Annotated in this window: 19 protein-coding genes; 12 read left to right on the forward strand and 7 right to left on the reverse strand. The window is 73.5% G+C overall.

Features of this window, described 5'->3' with window-relative positions:
* The 3 genes from QUY26_RS29410 to QUY26_RS29420 form a co-directional block, all read right to left on the reverse strand.
* On the reverse strand, positions 1–357 hold the full coding sequence (locus QUY26_RS29410) for a small secreted hydrophilic protein (protein ID WP_289951852.1): 357 nt from the start codon (positions 355–357) through the stop codon (positions 1–3).
* Between the two features lie 110 nt (positions 358–467).
* Positions 468–749: an Lrp/AsnC family transcriptional regulator gene (locus tag QUY26_RS29415; RefSeq protein WP_030679502.1), complete on the reverse strand. Its 282-nt coding sequence runs from the start codon at positions 747–749 to the stop codon at positions 468–470.
* Positions 746–1477, reverse strand: a complete 732-nt coding sequence (locus QUY26_RS29420) for a rhomboid family intramembrane serine protease (protein WP_289951854.1) — start codon at positions 1475–1477, stop codon at positions 746–748. Before QUY26_RS29420 ends, QUY26_RS29415 begins: the two co-directional genes overlap by 4 nt.
* 134 nt (positions 1478–1611) lie before the next feature.
* Here QUY26_RS29420 and QUY26_RS29425 point away from each other — a divergent pair, with 134 nt between their 5' ends.
* The 5 genes from QUY26_RS29425 (at position 1612) to QUY26_RS29445 (ending at position 7082) form a co-directional block, all read left to right on the forward strand.
* A complete protein-coding gene (locus QUY26_RS29425) occupies positions 1612–1851 on the forward strand; it encodes a hypothetical protein (RefSeq protein ID WP_030360887.1) in 240 nt (79 codons plus the stop codon).
* 37 nt (positions 1852–1888) lie between these two features.
* Positions 1889–3238 carry an NYN domain-containing protein gene (locus tag QUY26_RS29430; RefSeq protein WP_289951856.1) on the forward strand — a complete coding sequence of 450 codons (1350 nt, stop codon included), beginning with the start codon at positions 1889–1891 and terminating at the stop codon, positions 3236–3238.
* A 214-nt stretch (positions 3239–3452) separates the two neighbouring features.
* Positions 3453–4505, forward strand: coding sequence for a C40 family peptidase (locus tag QUY26_RS29435; protein ID WP_289951858.1), 1053 nt, complete (start codon positions 3453–3455; stop codon positions 4503–4505).
* Positions 4506–4768: 263 nt separating this feature from the next.
* Entirely contained in the window at positions 4769–5806 is a 1038-nt protein-coding gene (locus QUY26_RS29440; protein ID WP_289951860.1) for an NlpC/P60 family protein, read from the forward strand.
* 118 nt (positions 5807–5924) lie between these two features.
* Positions 5925–7082, forward strand: coding sequence for a hypothetical protein (locus QUY26_RS29445; protein ID WP_289956159.1), 1158 nt, complete (start codon positions 5925–5927; stop codon positions 7080–7082).
* Positions 7083–7185: 103 nt separating this feature from the next.
* On the opposite strand, the gene QUY26_RS29450 is transcribed toward QUY26_RS29445, so the two are convergent.
* A complete protein-coding gene (locus QUY26_RS29450; protein WP_289951865.1) occupies positions 7186–8700 on the reverse strand; it encodes a glycosyltransferase 87 family protein in 1515 nt (504 codons plus the stop codon).
* Positions 8701–8829: 129 nt separating this feature from the next.
* Between QUY26_RS29450 and QUY26_RS29455 the strand changes: the two genes are divergently transcribed.
* On the forward strand, positions 8830–9972 hold the full coding sequence (locus QUY26_RS29455) for a glycosyltransferase family 4 protein (RefSeq protein WP_289951867.1): 1143 nt from the start codon (positions 8830–8832) through the stop codon (positions 9970–9972).
* 217 nt (positions 9973–10189) lie between these two features.
* On the opposite strand, the gene QUY26_RS29460 is transcribed toward QUY26_RS29455, so the two are convergent.
* Positions 10190–11986: an AMP-dependent synthetase/ligase gene (locus QUY26_RS29460; RefSeq protein ID WP_289951868.1), complete on the reverse strand. Its 1797-nt coding sequence runs from the start codon at positions 11984–11986 to the stop codon at positions 10190–10192.
* Positions 11987–12322: 336 nt separating this feature from the next.
* On the opposite strand from QUY26_RS29460, the gene QUY26_RS29465 reads away from it, so the two are divergent.
* The 6 genes from QUY26_RS29465 (at position 12323) to QUY26_RS29490 (ending at position 17297) form a co-directional block, all read left to right on the forward strand.
* Positions 12323–13099, forward strand: a complete 777-nt coding sequence (locus QUY26_RS29465) for a metallophosphoesterase family protein (protein WP_289951870.1) — start codon at positions 12323–12325, stop codon at positions 13097–13099.
* Positions 13100–13181: 82 nt separating this feature from the next.
* Entirely contained in the window at positions 13182–13619 is a 438-nt protein-coding gene (locus tag QUY26_RS29470; protein WP_289951871.1) for an SRPBCC family protein, read from the forward strand.
* A gap of 80 nt (positions 13620–13699) precedes the next feature.
* On the forward strand, positions 13700–14872 hold the full coding sequence (locus tag QUY26_RS29475; protein WP_289951873.1) for an ArsA family ATPase: 1173 nt from the start codon (positions 13700–13702) through the stop codon (positions 14870–14872).
* Between the two features lie 69 nt (positions 14873–14941).
* Positions 14942–15448 (forward strand): DUF5304 domain-containing protein, encoded by a 507-nt coding sequence (locus tag QUY26_RS29480; RefSeq protein WP_289951875.1) that lies wholly within the window; start codon positions 14942–14944, stop codon positions 15446–15448.
* A gap of 53 nt (positions 15449–15501) precedes the next feature.
* The gene (locus tag QUY26_RS29485; RefSeq protein WP_289951877.1) at positions 15502–16455 is read left to right on the forward strand and encodes an ROK family glucokinase; all 954 of its coding nucleotides are present in this window, start codon (positions 15502–15504) and stop codon (positions 16453–16455) included.
* Between the two features lie 83 nt (positions 16456–16538).
* Positions 16539–17297, forward strand: a complete 759-nt coding sequence (locus QUY26_RS29490) for an endonuclease/exonuclease/phosphatase family protein (RefSeq protein ID WP_289951880.1) — start codon at positions 16539–16541, stop codon at positions 17295–17297.
* 16 nt (positions 17298–17313) lie between these two features.
* Here the strand turns inward: QUY26_RS29490 and QUY26_RS29495 are convergent, their stop codons facing one another.
* Both QUY26_RS29495 and QUY26_RS29500 read right to left on the reverse strand, forming a co-directional pair.
* Complete coding sequence (locus QUY26_RS29495) at positions 17314–17940, reverse strand: hypothetical protein (protein WP_289951881.1); 627 nt, start codon at positions 17938–17940, stop codon at positions 17314–17316.
* Entirely contained in the window at positions 17933–18712 is a 780-nt protein-coding gene (locus QUY26_RS29500; RefSeq protein ID WP_289951883.1) for an alpha/beta hydrolase, read from the reverse strand. Before QUY26_RS29500 ends, QUY26_RS29495 begins: the two co-directional genes overlap by 8 nt.
* Between the last annotated feature and the right edge of the window lie 87 nt (positions 18713–18799).

The raw sequence follows: 18799 nt of genomic DNA on the forward strand, positions 1-18799 counted from the left end.
TCAGTCGTCGCCGGGCCCGTCGTCCGCGTCGTCGTCCCCCGAGGAGCCGGGCCCGCCGGTCGGTGCGGGGGTGTGGGATCCGGTGCTGCTGCCGTCGTCGTCATCGTCGCCCTGATCGTCCTCGTCGCCCCCGCCGTCCGTGGAGTTCTCGCCGACCGGGGGCGGCGAGACCACCTGGTCGCTGGGGGTGGGCTGGGGCTTCGACGGCGCCGTGGACGGGGAGCCGCTGTCGAGTTCGACCTTGGGCGGCACCTTCGGTGCGGTGGGGCTGTCGGTGAGGGCGTAGCTCGTCACGGCGATGCCCAGCGGAATCGCCACGACGGCCGCCAGGGCCGCGATGCGATGGGAGAAGACCATGGCCGCGATGGTGCGCGGCGTACCGCGTCGTCAGCATGAGCCGCAGATGAAGAATCCCTCATCCGGGAGCGAGCCGGGCGCGGGTGCCCGTCGGCCGGTCCGGGGAGGGGCTAGGAGTCCAGGCCGATCGCGAACGCCGCTTCCAGGTCGTGCTGCGAGTACGTACGGAAGGCCACGTGCGTGTCCGTGCCCTCCACGCCGGGGATCTTGCTGATCCGGCCGGGGATGACGTCCGCCAGGTCGTCGTGGCGGGACACCCGGACCATGGCGATCAGGTCGTAGGTGCCGGTGACGGAGAAGACCTCGCTGACGCAGTCGAGGGCGGCGATCGACTCGGCGATCTCGGGGATCCGGTCCACGCTGGTCTTGATGAGCACGATCGCGGTGATCACGGCTGACTGTCTCCCTCGGTGGCCGTTCCAGAGGCTTTCACTCTACTTGGCCCCCGACGCCGCCCCCAGGCGTAGACAAACCCCAAGGAAAAGCCCACCAGGTGTGCCAGATACGCCACCCCGGGCCCCTGCCGCTCCTGCCCCGCCGCCGCCCACTGCAGCGCCACCCAGAACGGCAGCACCACCCACGCGGGAAACCGCAGCGGAAGGAAGAACAGGAACGGGAAGAGGCTGGTGACCCGCGCCTTCGGGAAGAGATACAGAAAGGCGCCGAGCGCGGCGGAGATCGCCCCCGAGGCGCCCACCAGGGTCTGGCCGGAGTCCGCGTGCGCGATCGCGTAGGCGAGCAGGGCGAGGGACCCGCAGCCGAGGTAGAAGAGCGCGTACTGGAGGTGGCCCATGCGTTCCTCGACCATCACGCCGAACACGTACAGGAAGAGCATGTTGCCGAGCAGATGCAGCCAGCTGCCGTGCACGAACAGCGCCGTCACGGCGGTGAGCGCGGCCCGCGGTTTCCCGCTGAGCAGTTCGACGGGTACGACCCCCCAGCGCTCGAAGTAGGCCCGCTGCGCGGCGAGCAGCGCGTCGCCGGTGCCGTAGGAGGGGTTGAGACCGGAGCCGGGGGAGATCAGGAAGATCAGGCAGCACGCGACGATCAGCGCGTACGTCACCGGAGCCGCCTGTCGCCCGACCATCCGGCCGGCGGCCGGGACCCACGCAGTGATCATCGACAAAGCATGACGCAACCGGACCTGTCCCCGCAGATCGCCTCGCCCGCCCATGTGCGTACGGAGCCCCTTACACAGGCCTTAGGGTTACGGGCAATACGCACCACGGTTCCCGAAGGAAAGCGAACGTCACGATGACGGTTCCCCTGCCGACCGAAACCACCCGATGGCGCTGCGCCCTCTGCGGCAACCTCACGCGCTTCGACGTGACCCGCTCCTCGAAGGTCGTCGAGTATGTGCACCTCGACCTGGCCGGAGCGCCGAAGGTCGAAGAACGCGAGGTCGTCAGTGAGACCATCGAGTCGGTCCGCTGCCGGTGGTGCAACGCGGTGGACCAGGTGGAACTCGTGGACAGGCCCGGGGCCGGCTCCTGAAGAGGGAGCGGGCCCCGCACAGCTAGTGGGGTGACCGATGGTGGAGAGCGCGGGCGGAACGCCGGAGGACGGCGCCGCTGAGGTGCTCGACCGTCCGCTGCCCGACGGCGTGCGGCGGGCGGTCGTGCAGATCGTGTCGGACGGCTTCGGCGGCCTCACGGTCGCGGAACTTCCGGCTCAGCTGCGTCAGTACGCGCGCTTCACCCCGAGCAGGCGGGTGAAGTTCGCGGCCAACGCCATGGCCGCGGCCCTGGAGAGCGACCCCCTGTTCCGCCAGCGCATCGGCGAACGCCTGCGCGAGGCGCAGCCCGAGCTCGCCGAGGCCCTGGACGCCGGCACGCCGCCGCCCGCCGCCGACCCGCTGGACGTCGCGGCCGCCGCCTACGTGCTGCGCCCGCTCGGCTGGGTGAAGCTGGTCACCGCCGCGGGCGAGGAGGCCCAGCGCGCGGACGCCGAGCGCGCCGACGAGGAGACCCGGGCCGAACTGGAGCGGCTGCGCGCCGAGCTGGCCGCCGCCCGCGCCCACACCAAGGCCGAGACCGAGCGCCTGCGCGCCGAGCTGGACGCGGCCAGACGCGAGACCGACGCCACCCACCGCAAGCTGCGCGGCGCGCTCAGCGACATCAAGCGCGGCGAGGCGGCACTGCGCAAGGCGGCCGCCGAGGCCGACGCCGCGCGCGCCGAGGGCCAGGCCCAGCTGTCCGCCGCCGAGAGCGAGGCGCGGCGCCTCAAGGCCCGCCTCGGTGAGGCCGAGGCGGCCCTGGAGGCCACCCGCAGGGCCGCGCGCGAGGGCCGCAGCGTGGAGGACATGCGGGTGCGGCTGCTGCTCGACACGGTCCTGGAGGCGGCCCAGGGGCTGCGCCGCGAGCTGGCCCTGCCGCCGGTCTCGGTGCGGCCCGCCGAGACCGTGGACGCCGACGAGCCCGGCCGGATGACGCCGAAGGACATCGCCGCCCGCGCGCTGTCCGAGAACGATCCCGCCATTCTCGACCAGTTGCTCGCCCTGCCGCAGGCGCATCTGGTCGTCGACGGTTACAACGTCACCAAGACCGGCTATCCCACGATGCCCCTGGAGAAGCAGCGGCTGCGGCTGCTCGGCTCCCTCTCCCAGCTCGCGCTGCAGAGCGGGGCCGAGGTGACCTGCGTCTTCGACGGCGCCGAGCTGGCCGCTCCGGTGCTGCTCGCGCCGCCGCGCGGGGTGCGGGTGCTCTTCTCCAAGGCCGGGGTGACGGCGGACGAGCTGATCCGGCAGCTGGTGCGCGCCGAACCGCCGGGGCGGCCCGTCATCGTGGTGTCGACCGACCGCGAGGTGGCCGACGGGATCGCCAAGGCGGGGGCGCGCCCGGTGGCGTCCGCGGTGCTCCTGAAGCGGCTTTCACGGGGCTGAGCCCCATCCGTAACTCCCGTACCGTATGCCCGAATTGGGTCATGGGTGCGCGAGACGGAGCGTCAAATGACCGCTACGGCGCGTCGATTCTTCGTAAAGAAAACGCTTGGCGGCGGACTTTTTCATGGTCAGGATTTGATCTGATCATCGGCGGGTCACTAGGGTCACGCCCAGACCTCCGCTCTGTTGATCACTCATCGAAGGAGCCGCCTTCGTGGCGTCACACCGTCGACCCAAGCAGCCGGGCCGTGCCCGTGTGACCGTGCTGACCGCGACCGCCGCCGCGGCCGTCGCGCTCACCTCGCAGGCAGCGAACGCCGCGCCGAACGAGAAGCCGAGCAAGGACGAGGTCAAGTCCAAGGTCGACAAGCTCTACGAAGAGGCCGAGAAGGCGACCGAGAAGTACAACGGCGCCAAGGAGAAGCAGCAGAAGCTGGAGAAGCAGGTCGACACCCTGCAGGACAAGGTCGCCCGCGGTCAGGACGACCTCAACGAGCTGCGCAGCGGCCTCGGTTCGCTCGCCAGCGCCCAGTACCGCTCCGGCGGCATCGACCCCTCCCTGCAGCTGTTCCTCTCCTCCGACCCGGACAACTACCTCGACAAGGCCTCCGCGCTCGACCAGCTCAGCAGCAAGCAGGCCGAGGCCCTGAAGAAGATCCAGAGCAAGCAGCGCACCCTCGCGCAGCAGCGCAAGGAAGCCGCGGACAAGCTCGGCGACCTCGCCACCACGCGCGCCGAACTCGGCAAGAAGAAGAAGGAGGTGCAGGGCAAGCTCGGTGAGGCGCAGCGCCTCCTGAACTCCCTGTCCGCCGCCGAGCGCGCCGCCCTCAAGGCCAAGGAGGACCGGGCCTCGCGCGACTCCGAGCGCCAGGCCCTCGACAAGCCCGACTCCAAGGGCGGCGCCCCCGCCAAGGGTTCGGGCCGTGCCGCGTCCGCGTACGCCGCCGCGCAGAGCAAGATCGGCTCGCCCTACGTCTACGGCGCGACCGGTCCTTCCTCCTTCGACTGCTCCGGCCTCACCTCCTGGGCCTACGCCCAGGCTGGCATGGACATCCCGCGCACCTCGCAGGCGCAGGCCAACTACGGCACGCGCATCGCCTCGCAGAGCGACCTGCGCGTCGGCGACCTCGTCATCTTCTACGGCGACCTGCACCACGTCGGCTTCTACGCGGGCAACGGCCAGGTCCTGCACGCGCCGCGCACCGGCACCGTGGTCCGCTACGAGTCGATCAACAACATGCCGTTCCAGTTCGGCGTCCGCATCTGACGCCCGCCCCACCGGAGTCCGGCGCACCGTCCGATCGGGCGAATTCCGGTAACTTCCGCTGACCCCGCGCCCCGCCGATGACCTGCGTCTGAGGCGGGGCGTCACTGTGCGTAGGCGCTCAGGGTCTTTGGCCGGGGCCTGATCACGCCGCTACTGTCGCGCGCGTTCCCCGATTCCGGGGAGCGGCCCCCGCCCTCGCGCGGGGGAGCCGACAGCCCCCGCCCGGCGGGGGTCCGTTCCAGCGGAAGGGAGAGCGGCTTCCCGTGGGATCCCATCGCCGTCCCGCAGTACCCACCGGTCCCGACCGGTGCGTACGCACCGCCACCATCACCGTCCTGTCCGCCGCGGCCGCCGCGGCGGCCCTGGCCGCGACACCCGCGGGCGCCGCCCCGCAGGACCCGCGGTCCGACACCAAGTCCAAGGTGGACCGCCTCTACGAGCAGGCCGAGAAGGCGACGGAGGCGTACAACAAGGCGGACGAGCGCGCGGACACGCTGCGCGACCAGGTCGAACGGGCCAAGGACAAGGTCGCGCGAGGCCAGGAGCGCATCAACGCGATGCGCGGCGCCCTCGGTACGCTCGCCGGCGCCCAGTACCGCTCGGGCGGCATCGACCCCGCGCTCGCCCTGATGCTCTCCTCCGACCCCGACGGCTACCTGGACCGCGCCTCGGCCCTGAGCCGGATCAGCTCCCGGCAGAGCGGTGAACTCACCGAGCTCCAGCGGGCCCAGCGCGAACTCGCCCAGGAGCGCTCCGAGGCCACGCGCAAGCTGACCGAGCTGGAGGAGAGCCGCAAGACGGTCGCCCGCCACAAGCGCACCGTCGAGACCAAGCTCGCCAAGGCCCGGCAGCTGCTCAACTCGCTGCCACGGGCCGAGCGCGAGCGCGACGACAGGTCCTCACGGTCGAGCCGCCCCGACATGCCCGACCTCGCGGGCGCCGGAGCCCCGGCGTCGGGCCGCGCGGCGGCCGCGATCGCCGCGGCCCGCTCGGCGGTCGGCAAGCCGTACGTGTGGGGCGCCAACGGGCCCACCGGCTTCGACTGTTCGGGCCTGACCCAGTGGTCCTACGCGCAGGCGGGCGTCGGCCTGCCCCGCACCTCGCAGGCCCAGGCGGGCGCGGGCCGGCGGGTGCCGCTCGGCCAGGCGCAGCCCGGCGACCTGGTGGCCTACCGCGACGACGCCAGCCACATCGGCATGTACGTCGGCAACGGCCAGGTGGTGCACGCGCCCTACCCCGGCGCGGCGGTGCGCTACGACCCGGTGGGGATGATGCCGGTGTCGTCCGTGACCCGGGTCTGATCGACGGTCTTCGGCCGCACGGGCCGGGGCGGCGGCCCGGGGTCCCCGTACGATCGGGAACGTGGCTGGTCGAGGGCAAGGACGTGGGCGGGGCGCGCGGGCGGCGGCGGGCGTGGGCGTGTGCCTCGCGGTGCTCGCCCCCGCCGGGCTCGCGGGCTGCGGCCGCGACGACCCGGCGGACGCCGCCCCCGCCGACGTGCGGCGGCTGCTCGACCGGCGCGCCGAGGCGGTCCTGGAGCGCGACCCCCGGGCCTATCGGGCGACGGGCGGCCCCTCCGCCGCCTACGACCGGCTGCGCGACGTCCCCCTGAAGTCCTGGACGTACCGCCTCAGGGACTTCGAGCGCGACGGCAGCCGGGCCACCGCCACCGCCGACCTGCACTACCGCGTCGCGGGCTACGACCGCGCGTCCCTCACCGCCGAGCGGACCCTGTCCCTCCAGCGGCGCGACGGACGCTGGTACGTCACCGCGGAGCGCCCGGCGGCGAAGGCCACCGAGCAACTCTGGGACCAGGGCCGCGTCGACGCCGTGCGCGGCACCCACAGCCTCGTCCTCGGCGTCGGCCGCGAGCGGGCGGAGCTGCGGCGGTACGCGGAGCTGGCCGACCGCGCCGTGCCCGCCGTGCGGGACGCCTGGCGCGGTCCCTGGCCCGGCAAGGTCGTCGTCCTCGTGCCCAAGTCCCTCAACGGCATGGCCGACCTCCTGGGCGCGCCCGCCTCCGGCTACCAGGGGATCGCCGCCGTCACCACCGGCGAGGCGGGCGGCTCCGGCCGGACGCCCGCCGATCGGATCGTCGTCAACCCCGACGCGTACGGCGTCCTCGGCGCGTTGGGCAAGCAGGTCGTCCTCACCCACGAGACCACCCACGTCGCCACCCGCACCAGGACCTCCCGTGCCACCCCGCTCTGGCTCTCCGAAGGCTTCGCCGACTGGGTCGGCTACCGCGGCACCGACCGCACCCCCCACCAGGCCGCCCCCGAACTGCGCCGCGCGGTCCTCGACGGCCGCCTGCCCGCCGCCCTGCCCGCCGACGACGCCTTCGGCTTCAGCGGCGACGCGGGCGGGCTCGCGCGGGCCTACGAGGGGTCCTGGCTGGCCTGCCGGATGATCGCCGAGGAGTGGGGCGAGGAGAAGCTGCGCGCCTTCTACGAGGCCGTGGGGCGGCATCGGCAGCGGGCCGGGGCGGTGGAGGGGGCCCTGCGGGATGTGCTCGGCACGACGGGGGAGGAGTTCACGGGGCGGTGGCGGGCTTATGTGCGGGAGGAGTTGGGCTGAGGGCGGTCCCTGCCGGGGGCTGCCCGATCCCGCTCCCGCACTGCCGGAGGGGCTGGATGGCGTCAGCCCGTCCGGCGTGTGAGGACGAGGCGCGGAGCGCCGATCAGCGCGGGTCCAGGGGGCGGCAGCCCCCGGTTTCGGGAAAGGGGCGGGACTGGGGCGCCCCGCGAGGCACCGCCCCCCGCCACACCGCCCGGCACGCCAGCACCGTCGCTGCGACCAGCAGCCCGTTGCGGACGACGAGAAGCGCCACGCCCAACGCGTCGCTGGCGACCACGTGCGAGAACCACAACGGAAACTCCAGGAACGTCACGAACGTGGCCGCGAGGACGAGCCCGACCGGCCACCCCATCCGACTGCCGCGCCAGCCAAGGCAGACCGCGCCGATCCCGACGAGCCACAGCATGTACTGGGGACTGATCACCCGACTCGTCGTGGTGAAGAGCAGCACCGCCGCGAACGCCGCGTCCGCGGGCGTGGACGCCGACCACACCCGTGCCCGGACCCGCCACAGCACCAGCCACCCGAGCGCGGCCACCGACAGCGCCTGCGCCACCCCGCTGACCAGCGGGACGTACGGGCCGATGAACTCCACCGAGCCGTAGTTGAGCCGCACTTCGCCGGACCAGCCCAGATGGCGCGCCCCATGGAAGACGAGGGCGCCGAGCGACTCGACCTCCGTGCCCCGGTCGCGCTGGAACGTCAGGAACGCCAGTGCCCCCGGCATCGCCACCACGAACGCCAGCGTGACGGCCCCCGCCGTGAGGACCGCGGCACCCCAGGATCGCCGGGCCGCCCGCCCCCGCGGCGCGCCGACGAGCAGCAGCACCGGCCACACCTTCACCACCGCCCCGAACCCGGCGAGCACCCCCGCCGCGCCCGCCCTGCGCGCCCCGGCGAGCAGCGCGGCGACGGCGACGGCGGTCACCATCAGGTCGTAGCGGGCGTACGCGGTCGGCCCGAGCAGGGCGACCCCCGCCGTCCACACCCAGGCCCCCCGCAGCGTCCTGCCGGGCCGCCCGCCCGCGTGCACGAGCAGCCCCGTCACCACCGCGTCGGCCACGAACGCGAGCAGGAAGAACGCGGCGGGGTAGCCGAGGAAGGGCACGACGGCCGGGCTGAGGATCGCGAGCGCTGCGGCGGGCGGGTACTGCCAGGTGACGTCGTCGAGCGGGAACGTGCCGGTGCGGAGCACCTCGTACCAGCTCTGGTAGATGAACGAGACGTCGCTGGTGACGTCCGGGCCGGGGATGACGACGACACGGAAGACGCAGAGCAGGAGGAGGGCGCGGGTGGGGACCCAGAGGGCGAGGAGGCGGAGTTCGGGGGCGATGAGGGAGCGGGGGAAGCGGGTGGAGCGGGTGGAGCGGGGAGAGTGGGAGGCGCGGGAGGGGCGGGAGCTGTGGGAGGTGTGGGGTGGGTGGGGGTGTTCGGGGGTGTTCGGCTGGGGGGCGTCCGGCCTGGCTTGGTGTGGCGGGGTTTCGTCCGGGCCCGCTTCGTGCGGCTCGGTTCCGGTCGGCCCGGCCCCCGGCGTGCGGGCCCCCGCAGCGGGGGCTTCCGCGGTGAGGGCCCCCGCCGTGAGGGCTTCCCCGGTCTCCTGCTGTCCCGTGCCCGCCATGTGCACCTCGCCCGCTTTTGATGCGTTTAAGTATGTTTCGGGAAGTCATGATGCCGGGCCGGGCGGCGCGGGCGGGCGAGGCGGGGCCGTGCGGCGCGGGCGGGCGTCCGGCCGGTACTGTCGGCGGCGATGCACAAGACCCTGATCGTCACGAACGACTTCCCGCCCCGGCCCGGTGGCATCCAGGCGTTCCTGCACAACATGGCGCTGCGCCTGGACCCCGACCGGATCGTCGTCTACGCCTCCACCTGGAAGCGCGGCCGCGAGGGCGCCGAGGCCACCGCGGCCTTCGACGCCGAACAGCCCTTCCAGGTCGTCCGCGACCCCACGACGATGCTGCTCCCCACGCCCCGCGTCACCCGCAGGGCCGTCGCGCTGCTGCGTGAACACGACTGCGCGTCGGTGTGGTTCGGGGCGGCCGCCCCCCTCGGCCTGATGGCGCCCGCGCTGCGCCGGGCCGGGGCGCGGCGTCTGGTCGCGACCACGCACGGCCACGAGGCCGGGTGGGCGCAGCTGCCCGCGTCCCGGCAACTCCTGCGCCGGATCGGCGATTCGACGGACACGGTCACCTACCTCGGCGAGTACACCCGCTCCCGCATCGCCGCCGCGCTCAGCCCCGCCGCGGCCGGGCGCATGGTCCAACTCCCGCCCGGCGTCGACGAGAAGACCTTCCACCCCGGCTCCGGCGGCGACGCCGTGCGGGCCCGGCTCGGGCTCACCGACCGGCCGGTGATCGTGTGCGTCTCGCGGCTCGTGCCGCGCAAGGGGCAGGACACGCTGATCCTCGCGATGCCGCGGATTCTGGCGCGGGAGCCGGACGCGGTGCTGCTCGTCGTCGGGGGCGGGCCCTACGAGAAGGAGCTGCGCAAGCTCGCCGCGGAGACGCGGGTCGCCGAGTCCGTGGTGTTCACCGGGGCCGTGCCGTGGGCTGAGCTGCCCGCCCACTACGGGGCCGGGGACGTCTTCGCCATGCCGTGCCGTACGCGGCGTGGCGGGCTCGACGTCGAAGGGCTCGGCATCGTCTACCTGGAGGCCTCCGCCACGGGGCTGCCTGTCGTGGCCGGGGATTCCGGCGGGGCGCCGGACGCCGTTCTGGACGGGGAGACCGGGTGGGTCGTGCGGGGTGGCTCCGCGGAGGATGCCGCCGATCGGATCGTGGCGCTGCTCGGTGATGCGGAGTTGCGGGAGCGGATGGGGGAGCGGGGGCGGAGCTGGGTCGAGGAGCGGTGGCGGTGGGACCTGCTGGCGGAGCGGCTGCGGGAGCTGCTGTAGGCCTCGCGGTGCGCCCCGGTCCCGCCCTTCTCCGAAACCGGGGGCCGCGCCCCCTGGCCCCCGCTATCGGCGCTCCGCGCCTCGCCCTCCAGTGCCGGACGGGCTGGACAATGTGCGGCTGGGTTCCAGCCCCTCCGGCGTTCGAGGAGCGGGGGCCGGGGCGGAGCCCCAGTTCCGGGAAGGGGCGGGACCGGGGGCCCCGGCGACGCCCCGAACCTCACCCCCGGTACAACGCCTCGATCTCGTCCGCGTAGTCCTTGGCGACAACGTTCCGCTTCAGCTTCAGCGAAGGCGTGAGGTGCCCGGACTCCTCGGTGAACTGGGCCGGCAGCACCCGGAACTTCCGGACGGACTCGGCCTTGGAGACCGCCGCGTTCCCGTCGTCGACCGCCTGCTGGACGGCGGCGAGCAGGTCGGCGTCCTCCCGCAGGGAGGCGGCCGAGGCCCCGGCCGGCTTGCCGTGCTCGGCGGCCCACCGCACGAGGAACTCCTCGTCGATGGTGACGAGCGCCCCGACGAAGGGCCGTCCGTCCCCGACGACCATGCACTCGGCGACGAGCGCGTGCGCGCGGATGCGGTCCTCGATGACGGCGGGAGCGACGTTCTTGCCGCCGGCCGTCACGATGATCTCCTTCTTGCGGCCGGTGATCCGCAGATAGCCGTCCTCGTCGAGGGTGCCGATGTCCCCGGTGTGGAACCAGCCGTCGGCGAGGGCCTCCTCGGTGGCGGCCTCGTTGTTCCAGTAGCGCGAGAACAGGTGCTCGCCGTGGAGCAGGACCTCGCCGTCGTCGGCGATGCGGACGACGGAGCCGGGCAGCGGCTGCCCGACGGTGCCGATCTTCTGCCGGTCCCAGGGGTTGAAGGCGGTGGCGGCGCAGGACTCGGTGAGGCCGTAGCCCTCCAGGACGGTGAAGCCGATGCCGCGGAAGAAGTGACCGAGGCGCTCGCCGAGCGGGGCGCCGCCGGAGATGGCGTACTCGCCGCGCCCGCCGAGGACGGCACGCAGCTTGCTGAAGACCAGCTTGTCGAAGATCTTGTGCTTGACGCGGAGCCCGATCGAGGGTCCGCCCGGGGTGTCGAGGGCGCGGCTGTAGGCGATCGCCGCGTCGGCGGCCTTGTCGAAGATCTTGCCCTTGCCGTCGGCCTGCGCCTTGGCGCGGGCACCGTTGTAGACCTTCTCGAAGACGCGCGGCACGCCGAGGATCAACGTGGGCCGGAACGCGGCGAGTTCGTCGGTGAGGTGCTTGATGTCGGGCGCGTGGCCGAGCTTGATGGGGGCCATCAGGGCGGCCACCTCCACCAGGCGGCCGAAGACGTGCGCGACGGGCAGGAAGAGGAGCACCGAGCACTCGCCGGTGCGGAAGAGCGGTTTCAGGCGCTCCACCACGTTGCCGCACTCCGCGAAGAAGCTGCGGTGGGTGAGCACGCAGCCCTTGGGGCGGCCCGTGGTGCCCGAGGTGTAGACGATGGTCGCGGGGTCGTCGGCGCCCGCGACGGCGCCGCGCTCGTCGACGGTCTCGTCGGAGACCTCCGCGCCCGCCCGGTTGAGCTCCTCGACGCCGTCCCGGTCGATCTGCCACATGTGGACGAGGGACGGCAGGCGGTCGCGCACCGACTCCACGGCGGCGGCGTGCGTGTCGGTCTCCACGACGCAGGCCACCGCGCCCGAGTCGCCGAGGATCCACTGGATCTGCTCGGCCGAGCTGGTCTCGTACACCGGCACGGAGACCGCGCCCGCGCTCCAGATCGCGAAGTCGAACAGCGTCCACTCGTAGCGCGTGCGCGACATCAGGCCGACCCGGTCGCCGGGCCGTACGCCCGCCGCGATCAGGCCCTTCGCGGCGGCCCGCACCTCGGCGCGGAAGGCCGTGGCCGTGACGTCCTGCCAACTGCCGTTCACCTTGCGGCCGATGACCGCCACATCCGGGTGCTGCGCGGCGTTTCTGCGGACGATGTCGGTCAGATTGCCGTCCGCGGGGACCTCGTACAGGGCCGGAAGGCTGAACTCGCGCAAGACTGCTGCTCCTACATAGGGCGCCGACGCCACGACGTTGTGCGATGCGACGGTGCGGTCCAAGGTCGGGCAGGTGCTCAGTCGGGGGGCTCTGGGGGTCCTCGGGATTTCGTTGAGGGGCTGAGCACTACTGGACTGCCCGGACGTTACCCACCGGTATGGCTGGTTCGGTAGGGGGGCCGGGCCAGATGTTCCGTGCGTCACACGACGTTATGGTCTGAACCGCACAGTACGCCACGCTCTTCCTGACTCGGAAGTAACCGCAGGTCCGCCGCCCCCGCCCGCCCGGGCACCCCGCCCTGGTCGGCCCCGCCCCGCCGTCCTAAGGTGACCGGCATGCGAGGTTTCCGGGTCCATGTGGTCAGTGACGTGCACGGCAACGCCGCGGACCTGGCCCGTGCGGGGGACGGCGCCGACGCCTTGATCTGCCTGGGTGACCTGGTCCTCTTCCTCGACTACGCGAACCACGCGCGCGGCATCTTCCCCGACCTGTTCGGCGCCGAGAACGCCACCCGCCTCGTCGAGCTGCGCACCGCCCGCCGCTTCGAGGAGGCCCGCGCCTTCGGCGCCTCGCTGTGGGCGGGCCTCGACCGCGGCCCGGCCGTGGAGCGGGCGGTCCGCAAGCAGTACGCCGAGCTGTTCGCCGCCTTCCCCACCCCTACGTACGCCACGTACGGCAATGTCGACATGCCGCGGCTGTGGCGCGAATACGCCGGTCCCGGCACCACCGTCCTCGACGGCGAGCGCGTCGAGATCGGCGGCCGCGTCTTCGGCTTCGTCGGCGGCGGCCTCAAGACCCCGATGCGCACGCCGTACGAGATCAGTGACGAGGAGTACGCCGCCAAGATCGAGGCCGTCGGCGAGGTCGACGTGCTCTGCACCCACATCCCGCCGGAGGTGCCCGAGCTGGTGTACGACACGGTGGCGCGCCGCTTCGAGCGGGGCAGTCGCGCGCTCCTCGACGCGATCCGGCGCACCCGGCCGCGGTACGCGCTCTTCGGCCATGTGCACCAGCCGTTGGTCAGCCGGATGCGGATCGGGTCGACCGAGTGCGTGAACGTCGGGCACTTCGCGGGGTCCGGGCGGCCCTGGGCGTTGGCGTGGACGGGGTGACCGTCGCAGGTCGCGTGCGCGGTAGCCTTCAGCGGGCAGACACAAGCCCCCGCACCGGACCGCATCTGGAGGAGCCACCGCGATGGCGGAATACACCAGCTCGAGCATCACGATCGAGGCGGCACCGGCCGACGTCATGGACGTGATCGCCGACTTCGCCCGCTATCCGGAATGGACCGGCGAGGTCAAGGAGGCCCAGGTCCTCCAGGCCGACGACTCCGGCCGCGCCGAACAGGTCCGGCTCGTCATGGACGCCGGAGCGATCAAGGACGACCAGACCCTCGCGTACACCTGGAGCGGCCCGCACGAGGTGTCCTGGACCCTGGTCAAGTCCCAGATGCTGCGCTCCCTGGACGGCTCCTACCTCCTGAAGCCCGCGGGCACCGGCACCGAGGTCACCTACCAGCTGACCGTCGACGTCAAGATCCCCATGCTCGGCATGATCAAGCGCAAGGCGGAGAAGGTCATCATCGACCGCGCCCTGGCAGGCCTGAAGAAGCGCGTGGAGACCAAGGCCTAGCTCGTCGGCGCGGCGTGCGCACCGGCCCGCGGTGAGGGGGGCGGGCCACCCCCGCCCCCGCCGACGTAGAGTCCCACCGCATGCGCACCCTCCTCCTCACCGGCCCCGGCGGAGCCGGCCGCACCACCCTCGCGGCCGCGACGGCCCGCACCGCCGCCCGCGAGGGCACCCGCACCCTGCTCCTGTCCGCCGACCGCGCCGACACCCTGGGCGCGGCCCTCGGCACCCCCACCGGGCCCCGCCCGGTCCAGGTCGCGCCGGGCCTGACCGCCCTGCGCCCGGACCCGGACCCCGGCTTCCGCGCGGGCCTGCTCACCCTCCAGGAGCACGCCCGCCCGGCCCTGGACCTGCTCGGCGCCGACCGCCTCGACGACGAGGAGCTGACCCCGCTGCCGGGCGCCGAGGACCTCGCCCTCCTGGGTGCCCTGCGCGCGGCCACGGAGGCGTACGACACCGTCGTCGTCGACCTGCCCGCCGCCCCCCGCGCCCTCGCGCTCCTCGCCCTGCCCGGCCAACTGCGCCGCTACCTGCGCCGGTTGCTGCCCCGGGAGCGGCGGGCGGCCCGCGCCCTGCGCCCGGTCCTCGGCCGCCTCGCGGGTGTCCCCGTGCCCGCCGGATCGCTGTACGAGGCAGTCGACCGCTGGGACGCGGCGCTCGCCGCCGCGCAGGCCGTGATCGAGGCCCCGGGGACCAGCGTCCGCCTGGTCGCCGAGCCGGGACCGGCCGGCGCCGAAGCCGTGGCCCGCACCGCCACGGGCCTCGCCCTGCACGGCCTGGCCCTCGACGCCGTCCTCGCCAACCGCGTCCTGCCCGCGCCCGACGGCCCCGACACGGCACCCTGGCTCACCGCCCTGCGCGCCCAGCAGCACAAGACGCTCGGCGAGTGGACGCACACGTACCGCACCCACGAGATCCCCCACCTCGGCCCGGACCCCCGCGGCGCCGACGACCTCGCTGCCCTCGGCGCCCCCGGTCCGGGACCGGCCCCGGACCCGGTCGACTGGCCCGTCACCGACGCGCTCGCCACGGACTCCCTGCTGCACTGGTCCATCCCGCTGCCCGGTGCCGTCCGCGAGGACCTCGACCTGGTCCGGCGCGGCGACGAACTCGTCATCACCGCGGGAGCGTTCCGGCGGATCGTTCCGCTGCCCTCCGCGCTGCGCCGCTGCACCGTCACCGGCGCCGCCCTGCGCGACGCCACTCTGCGGATCCGCTTCGCCCCCGACCCGGACCTGTGGCCCCGGACCCGGTGAACGGCCTGCCGCCGTTCGGGTAACGTCGAGAGTACGAATTCGTCGGCCCTGCGCAGGAGTCAGCCCGTCATGAGCGATGCCATCGAGCGCGACGCGCGCGACGCGTCCGAGCCGGAGCGCCCCGAGCCCGCCCCCGCGGACGCCGACGCGTGGGCCACGGCCTGCGCCGAGGACCTCGCGGCGGAGAAGGCCCGCCGCCGCGCCCAGTACGGGCCGCCGCCGGGATCCGCCGCCGAGGAGCTGCGCAAGCTCGTCGACGCCGTCTCCGACAAGCTCGCCAGTCTGTCGGGGGGCCAGTCACCGCTGCTCGGCGCGGTCGCGCAGGGCGCCGTGCAGGAGACGGTGCAGCAGGTCGTCCGGCAGGCGAAGGCCGCCGTCGAGCCCGTCATCGAGCGCAACCCCGACGTCTTCGACCATCTCGCGGCGGCCGGCGCGGAGCTGCTCGCCGCCTACCGCAGCGCGGTCACCGGTCAGGAGGCCCGCTGGACGCGCGACGGCACCGCCTCCGCCGCCCCGGACGGTCCGGATCGCCGCGACGAGGGCCCCGGACCCGGGGAACACATCGATCTGGACTGACCCCCCCTCGGGTACGGTGGGCCGTAGCGGGGCTCGATCGAACTGAGGGATTCATGGGACTCACCATCGGCGTCGACATCGGCGGCACGAAGATCGCGGCCGGAGTGGTCGACGAGGACGGTCACATCCTGTCGACGTTCAAGGTGCCCACCCCCGGCACCTCCGAGGCCATCGTCGACGCGATCGCCTCCGCAGTCGAGGGCGCCCGGGCCGGGCACGAGATCGTCGGCGTCGGCATCGGCGCCGCCGGATACGTCAACCGGCAGCGCTCCACGGTCTACTTCGCACCGAACATCGACTGGCGCCAGGAACCGCTGAAGGACGAGGTCGAGCGGCGCGTGGGCCTGCCGGTCGTCGTCGAGAACGACGCGAACGCGGCGGCCTGGGGCGAGTACAAGTTCGGCGGCGGCAAGGGCCACCGCAACGTCATCTGCATCACGCTCGGCACCGGCCTCGGCGGCGGCATCATCATCGGCAACAAGCTGCGCCGCGGCCACTTCGGCGTCGCCGCCGAGTTCGGCCACATCCGGATGGTCCCGGACGGCCTGCTCTGCGGCTGCGGCAGCCAGGGCTGCTGGGAGCAGTACGCGTCGGGCCGCGCCCTCGTGCGATACGCCAAGCAGCGCGCCAGCGCCACCCCGGAGAACGCCGAGTACCTGCTCTCGCTCGGCGACGGCACCCCCGACGGCATCGAGGGCAAGCACATCTCGATGGCCGCCCGCCAGGGCGACCTGGTCGCCGTGGACTCCTACCGCGAGCTGGCCCGCTGGGTCGGCGCCGGACTCGCCGACCTGGCCTCGCTGTTCGACCCGTCGGCGTTCATCGTCGGCGGCGGCCTCTCCGACGAGGGCGAGCTCGTGCTCGAACCGATCCGCAAGTCCTTCAAGCGGTGGCTCGTCGGGGCGCAGTGGCGTCCGCAGGCGGAAGTGATCGCCGCGCGGCTGGGCAACAAGGCGGGCCTGGTCGGCGCGGCCGACCTGGCTCGGGAGCCCGACCCCATCATGTGAGCTTCGGCGCGCGGCGCCGACCGGGGACCCAGGACGGGCCGGAATCCTCCGGCCCGTCCGGCGTTTCCCGTATCTTGATCGCCATGTCGACCGACCCGACGCGTACGCTGCCCAACTCCCGCACCGAACAGGACGGTTCGGCCGTCGTCCGTGTGCTCAGCTACAACATCCGCTCGATGCGCGACGACACCGACGCGCTCGCCCGCGTCATCGCCGCGTGCGCGCCCGACCTAGTCCTGATCCAGGAGGCGCCCCGGTTCTTCCGGTGGCGCAAGAAGCTGGCCCGGCTCGCCCGCGCCGCCGACCTCGTGACGCTCTCCGGCGGCGGGACCGCGGCCGGGCCCGCGCTGCTGTGCTCCCTGCGGGCCACGGTCGAGCGCACCGAGGACGTGCTCCTGCCGCTCACGCCCGGCCTGCACCGGCGGGGCTTCGCGACGGCGGTGGTGCGCTTCGGCGGCGCCCGCCTCGGCGTACTGAGCTGCCACTTGAGCCTGCAGAGCCAGGAGCGCTACGAGCAGAGCGGGATGCTGCTCGACCAGCTCGCCGGGATGGGCGTGGAGCACGCTGTCGCGGGCGGCGACCTCAACGACCGCCCCGACGGCCGCTCCTTCCGCAGACTCGCCACCGGCCTGCGCGACTGCTGGGCCACCGAGCCCTGGGGCGGGGAGTACACCTCCACCCCGACCGACCCGCACCAGCGCATCGACGCCATCTTCGCCACCAAGGGCATCGAGATCCTGGGCTGCGGGGTGCCGCTGGGCCAGGAGGGCGTGACGGACGCGGACCTGCGCGCGGCGACGGACCACCTGCCGGTGCTGGCGGCGCTACGGGTGCCTGCTTGACGGCGCCCGGCGGAGGTCAGACGACGGCTCCCCGCCCGGGGTCGTCGTCCTCTTCGTCGTCGCCCTTCATACGGATGACCAAGGTGGCGAACCCGCCCAGGAATCCGCCGATGCCGAGTGTCGTCAGCCACCACGTCATCTGCCACCCGAGGAGCACCGCGAGCAGAAGCAGCAGCGGGCCGCCGATGACGGCGAGCCAGGCGAACTTGGCGGTGACCTCCGCCTCCGGCAGCGGCGGCGGCTCGGGCGGTACGAAGTGGCCCTCGTCGTCCGGGTCGAAGTCGTCCTCGGACGCCTCGGCCGCGCTGTAGTCGCGCGGGCCCGCGCCGCCCACTCCGGGCGCGAAGGAGATGGAGCTGCCGAGCGCCTTGCCCGCCCCTTCGTCCCCCTTGTCGGCGGCGTCCTTGCCGCCGCTCCCGGCGCCGTCGGTGTCGCCCTCCGCGGGGCTGTTGGTCTCCGCCTCCAGGAGCGCCAGGTCCTCCACGGACTTGAACGGCTTGGCGCCGGGCGGGTCCGCGGGCTCCTCGCCGTACCCGGCGACGATGGCGCGCCAGGCGGCGTCCTCGTCGATCGGCACCGCCTGCTCCTGCGGCTCGCGGCTGTCGTCCTCGCGGCTCTCCTCCGCGTCGTGCTGCTCAGCCACCGGTGGCCGTCCCTTCTTTGCCTGCGCTGGGGGCGAGCCGGCCGATGAACGAGAAGCTCTCCTCGAAGATCCGGTCCGCGTCGTGGTCCAACGTCGCGACGTGGTAGCTCTGTTCCAGCAGGATCTCCGTGACGTCCGTGGACGAGACCCGGCTGAGCACGCGGGCGGAGTCGGCGGGCGGCACGACGTGGTCCTGCGGACTGTGCAGCACCAGCAGCGGCTGGGTGACCTGCGGCAGTTCGGCGTCGACGACCTGGAAGAAGCGGCGCAGCGAGTGCGCGGCGTGCAGCGGCACCCGGTCGTACCCGATCTCCCGCGAGCCCGGCTTGGCGATGTCGCTGACGATGCCCTTGGTCGTCGGCACCAGGAAACGGGCCACCGGCAGGGCGTGCGCGGCCAGACCGTGCACCTTGTTCCCGGGGTTGACGACGACCACGCCGCGCACCGCGTCGCCGTGCCGCGCGGCGAGCCGCAGCGCGAGCGCGCCGCCCATGGACAGGCCGAGGACGAACACCTCCGCGCACCGCTCCGTCAGGACGCGCAGCTCGCGGTCCACCTCCGCGTACCAGTCCTGCCAGCCCGTGACCTGGAGGTCCTGCCAGCGGGTGCCGTGGCCGGGCAGCAGCGGCAGCGAGACCGTCAGGCCGCGCTCCGCCAGATGCTCCGCCCAGGGGCGCAGCGACTGCGGGGATCCGGTGAAGCCGTGACACAGCAGGACGCCGACCTCGCCGCCCTCGTGGCGGTACGGCTCGGCTCCGGGGAGGACCGGCACCTTCGGTCTCCTTCTCGAGAGAGCTGGGGGTACTTCACCGTACGCGACCGGACTGACACCGACCAGGGCCATCGCGCATACCGGACG

Source organism: Streptomyces flavofungini (genome assembly GCF_030388665.1).
GTDB classification, from domain to species: Bacteria; Actinomycetota; Actinomycetes; order Streptomycetales; family Streptomycetaceae; genus Streptomyces; species Streptomyces flavofungini_A.

What these genes read in the sequence shown, in the direction of transcription:
- QUY26_RS29410 (WP_289951852.1), bottom strand. Translation starts at nt 357, where the DNA reads ATGGTCTTCTCCCATCGCATCGCGGCCCTGGCGGCCGTCGTGGCGATT.
- QUY26_RS29420 (WP_289951854.1), bottom strand. Translation starts at nt 1,477, where the DNA reads ATGATCACTGCGTGGGTCCCGGCCGCCGGCCGGATGGTCGGGCGACAG.
- QUY26_RS29425 (WP_030360887.1), top strand. Translation starts at nt 1,612, where the DNA reads ATGACGGTTCCCCTGCCGACCGAAACCACCCGATGGCGCTGCGCCCTC.
- QUY26_RS29430 (WP_289951856.1), top strand. Translation starts at nt 1,889, where the DNA reads ATGGTGGAGAGCGCGGGCGGAACGCCGGAGGACGGCGCCGCTGAGGTG.
- QUY26_RS29450 (WP_289951865.1), bottom strand. Translation starts at nt 8,700, where the DNA reads ATGGCGGGCACGGGACAGCAGGAGACCGGGGAAGCCCTCACGGCGGGG.
- QUY26_RS29455 (WP_289951867.1), top strand. Translation starts at nt 8,830, where the DNA reads ATGCACAAGACCCTGATCGTCACGAACGACTTCCCGCCCCGGCCCGGT.
- QUY26_RS29465 (WP_289951870.1), top strand. Translation starts at nt 12,323, where the DNA reads ATGCGAGGTTTCCGGGTCCATGTGGTCAGTGACGTGCACGGCAACGCC.
- QUY26_RS29470 (WP_289951871.1), top strand. Translation starts at nt 13,182, where the DNA reads ATGGCGGAATACACCAGCTCGAGCATCACGATCGAGGCGGCACCGGCC.
- QUY26_RS29475 (WP_289951873.1), top strand. Translation starts at nt 13,700, where the DNA reads ATGCGCACCCTCCTCCTCACCGGCCCCGGCGGAGCCGGCCGCACCACC.
- QUY26_RS29480 (WP_289951875.1), top strand. Translation starts at nt 14,942, where the DNA reads ATGAGCGATGCCATCGAGCGCGACGCGCGCGACGCGTCCGAGCCGGAG.
- QUY26_RS29485 (WP_289951877.1), top strand. Translation starts at nt 15,502, where the DNA reads ATGGGACTCACCATCGGCGTCGACATCGGCGGCACGAAGATCGCGGCC.
- QUY26_RS29490 (WP_289951880.1), top strand. Translation starts at nt 16,539, where the DNA reads ATGTCGACCGACCCGACGCGTACGCTGCCCAACTCCCGCACCGAACAG.